Source organism: Rhodoblastus sp. (assembly GCF_052145335.1).
In the GTDB taxonomy this organism is placed as follows: domain Bacteria; phylum Pseudomonadota; class Alphaproteobacteria; order Rhizobiales; family Beijerinckiaceae; genus Rhodoblastus.
Window position 1 is genome coordinate 1 of sequence record NZ_JBKQOU010000101.1, and the last position, 2,960, is coordinate 2,960.

Genomic DNA, 2,960 nt, shown 5'->3' on the forward strand with positions numbered 1-2,960 from the left:
GAGGTCATAGACGTCCCAGCGGCCCTTGGACTCGGCCGGCGGCTTGACCTTGAACACGTACATCGGGTGGGTGGCCCGCCCGTCCGGGCGCACGACCACAAGCCCGAACAGCGGGTCCGCGATCGGGGCGGCTTTCATGGCCGCCACCACCTTGTCGCCGTCGATCGTATCGGCGGCCTTGGCGGCGCGGAGATAGGCGAGCGTTTCCGAGTAGACGCCCGCCTGATCCTCCGTCGGCATGCGGCCGTCCATGCGCTCGGCGAAGCGCCTGGCGAAGGCGCGGGTTGCGTCGTTCAGGTCCCAGTAGAAGGCTTCCGAAAGGATCAGGCCTTTGGCTCTGTCGAGCCCGAGCGCGTCGATGTCGGTGATCTGCAGGAACAGCCCCGCGAGCCGCGTGTCGCCGCCGGCGACGCGGAATTCAGCGGCCTGGCGGATTGCATTGATGGCGTCGGCGCCGGTGTCGGCGAGCGCAACGACCTTCGCGCCCGAGGCCTGGGCCTGCAACAGGTAGGAGCCGAAATCCGTGACGCCGAGAGGATGGGAAACCGAGCCGATCACCCGTCCGCCCGCCTTGACGATCGCCTCGGTCGCATCGCGCTGCAGCGCCTTGCCCAGGGCATAGTCGAAACTGATGAAATACCAGGATGTCCCGCCGGCCTTGGTGATCGTCCGGCCGATCGCGGAGCCCAGCGCCCAGGTGTCGAGGGTCCATTGGACCGTGGTCGGCTGGCAGAATTTGCCGGTCAGGTCGGACGTCGCGGTGGACGACGCGAGCATCGTGCGGTTCTTGTCGTGCAGATAGGGGTTGACCGCAAGCCCGACGCCCGAATTGGCCAGATCGGCCACCGCGTCGACCCCCTCCTGCTCGATCCAGCGGCGAACGATCGAAAGACCGACGTCGGGCTTGTTCTGATGGTCGGCGAAGACGATCTCGACCTTGAGATCGCCCGACTCCTTGGCGAAATCCTCCGCCGCCATCTGCGCCCCGACAAACGAGCCCTTGCCGACCTGATCGGCGAACGGACCGGAGAAATCGCTGAGCACGCCGATCTTGATTGTCCGGTTCGGAATTTCGGCGAGGGCCGCCTGAGACCCCGCAAACGTGAACGCGGCCGCAAGGGCGGTACGGCAAAGGCTCGATGCGATGCTCAAAGTCATGGAACGCCTCCCCTCGGCTTTCGTTTTGGACCATCGGTTGCGCCGGCTGGCTCAGTCGAACTCAGCGACTGCGATCCTTGGAACGATTTGGTCTTGCAGGAAAGAGGCGACGCGATCGGCCTGATGGGCTGTCTGGCGCCGCCTGTCCAAAGATCGTCGTGAGGCTGTTGTTCATCTCGGCGCCGGCTCGCGCAGGCCTTCCATTTCCTTCAGTTCCCTTCCAGGCGCCGGTTCCAAAAGTTTCCATTCCTCTCCAAAAGTTGCAAAAAAAGGGTCCGCTCGCACGACCGTCCGAAAGGGCCGGCGTCCGAACCCCTTCAGTGATTGCTGACGTAACAGACAGCAGTCGGGGACGCCGGAGTTGGGCGGGAAACTGGCCGTTCCCTCCGAAGACTGTAAATGACCGCGTCGCGCAATAGCTGCCGTTACTGGGAGTCATCCGCGCTCCCAAGCGAATGGTCAAAAACTCATGCAATCCGTAGTATAGTGTCGCGGCGACAGGTGGTCCGCTTCTTTCGTATGCGATCATGTGCGCGTGCGGGAGAGATCAACCACGGCGCCATGGCCAATGTGGCCGTCCGCACAGCGCGGCGTCGGCACAATATTGCCGGCATTCGAGCGTGCGTTCTGTTCGTTCCCACCCTTGTCGACGTAACCCTAGTCCAACTCCACTCCTCATGTTCCGGGCTGTCGCAGGCTCACGAGGTGAAACCATCAGGTGTTCGCGCCGCCACGCCTTGCTTGCAAAGGCGGCGCGCGCTAGGCCTAACCCGGCCCGCGCTCTCAGCGCCGGGCTAAGTCACGCCTTGTTGCCCAACTGCTGTCCGAGCGGCAAGGCGCGGATGCGTTTGCCGCTTGCGGCATAGATCGCGTTCATGAGCGCCGGGGCGACCGGCGGCACGCCAGGTTCGCCCACACCGCCCAGCGGCATGTCGTAGCCATGCGGCACGATATGCACATGGGTCTCGTTGGGCGCGTCGCTGATGCGCAACACCAGGTAGTCGTCGAGGTTGCTTTGCTGCACCTTGCCGTCCTTGAATGAGATTTCGTTCATCAAGCCCACCCCAAGACCCATGACGACCGCTCCTTCAAATTGAGAGCGGACGCGATCCGGATTGACGGTCGGGCCGCAGTCGACGGCGATGTCGACTCGCGGCACAGTGACGTTGCCCTTCTCGTCGACCGCGGCTTCGATGACGGCTGCGACATAGCTCACGAAACTGCGGTGGACGGCCAAACCGAGACCATGGCCTGGCGGCACTTTGCGACCCCAATCGGCCTTCTCGGCGACGAATTCGAGGACGTTGCGAAGCCGGCCGGTGTCGATCGGGTAGACTTCCGGATTCTCGCCGTAGTCCCAGAAGCTCTTCACCTTCTCTGGCGCGTCGAGGATGCGGGGAGGTCCGATCAGGTCGAGCAAGAACGCCTTCTGATCCTTGCCTGCCGCAGCGGCCAGTTCGGCAACGAAGGATTGGATGGCGAACCCGTGCGGAACGTTCGAGACGGAGCGCCACCAGCCGATCTTGGTGTGCGCTTCCGCCTCGCCGTTCTCGATGCTGATGTTCTTGATGTCGAAGGGCATGTCGACGAGGCCCATGCCCTGCTCGAACGGCGCCTCGAGCTTGGGATCGGGGGCGAAGAGCGAGATAATCGTCGGCGCGACGCTGACATGCCGCCAGGCGACGACCTTGCCGCCCTTGTCGAGCCCCGCCTCGAGGCGTTCGACCGACACCGTGTGGTAGAAGTCGTTGCGGATGTCATCCTCGCGAGTCCAGACGACCTTGACCGGGGCTCCGCCGACC

2 protein-coding genes are annotated in these 2,960 nt (G+C 63.9%); both read right to left on the reverse strand.

Features of this window, described 5'->3' with window-relative positions:
* A partial coding sequence (locus tag ACLP2E_RS07720; protein ID WP_442465579.1) for an ABC transporter substrate-binding protein occupies positions 1-1,158 on the reverse strand: 1,158 nt, incomplete at its 3' end.
* Positions 1,159-1,957: 799 nt separating this feature from the next.
* On the reverse strand, positions 1,958-2,960 hold a 1,003-nt coding region (locus ACLP2E_RS07725; RefSeq protein ID WP_442465580.1), incomplete at its 5' end, for a xanthine dehydrogenase family protein molybdopterin-binding subunit.